We start from the raw sequence: 423 nt of genomic DNA on the forward strand, positions 1-423 counted from the left end.
CGACTTTCCCGGATTTGCCGATTGGCCCAAAGCCGTCGAGTGGAGGGCCAAAGTTGTAGCCCAACGGCGTCAGCACAGTCGATCAGTGCCTGTCCCTGATTACGCCGAGGGCAGTACCTGCGGCATCACCGTGCACTTTTTACCGTGTGACGAGATTCAGGTCGCCACTTCCTGCTACGCCTACGGCCACCCTGAGTACCCGATCAAAACACCTCTCAACCTGCCGAAGCCGCAGTCATGCCCTGCGACCCGAAACTCACCCACGGGAGACGCTTCATGATGAGCTTCCTCATTCAGGCAAGGCGCGTTGTCATTTGTGGATTGGCTGGCGCGTTGTTTATCCCTGCTACTCAGGCCGGAATCATCGAGGGGGTTAACCATACCCACTGGGCGATCAACAAGTTCAGCGTTGACGGGCGTTCC

General features: G+C 57.9%; 1 protein-coding gene. It reads left to right on the forward strand.

Going from position 1 to position 423, the window contains the following annotated elements; genetic code table 11:
• Positions 1-280, forward strand: a 280-nt coding sequence (locus tag DM374_RS32795; protein WP_157969825.1) for a DUF3304 domain-containing protein, incomplete at its 5' end; no start/stop codon positions are given.
• Between the last annotated feature and the right edge of the window lie 143 nt (positions 281-423).

The organism is Pseudomonas huaxiensis (assembly GCF_003231275.1).
Classification (GTDB): Bacteria; Pseudomonadota; Gammaproteobacteria; order Pseudomonadales; family Pseudomonadaceae; genus Aquipseudomonas; species Aquipseudomonas huaxiensis.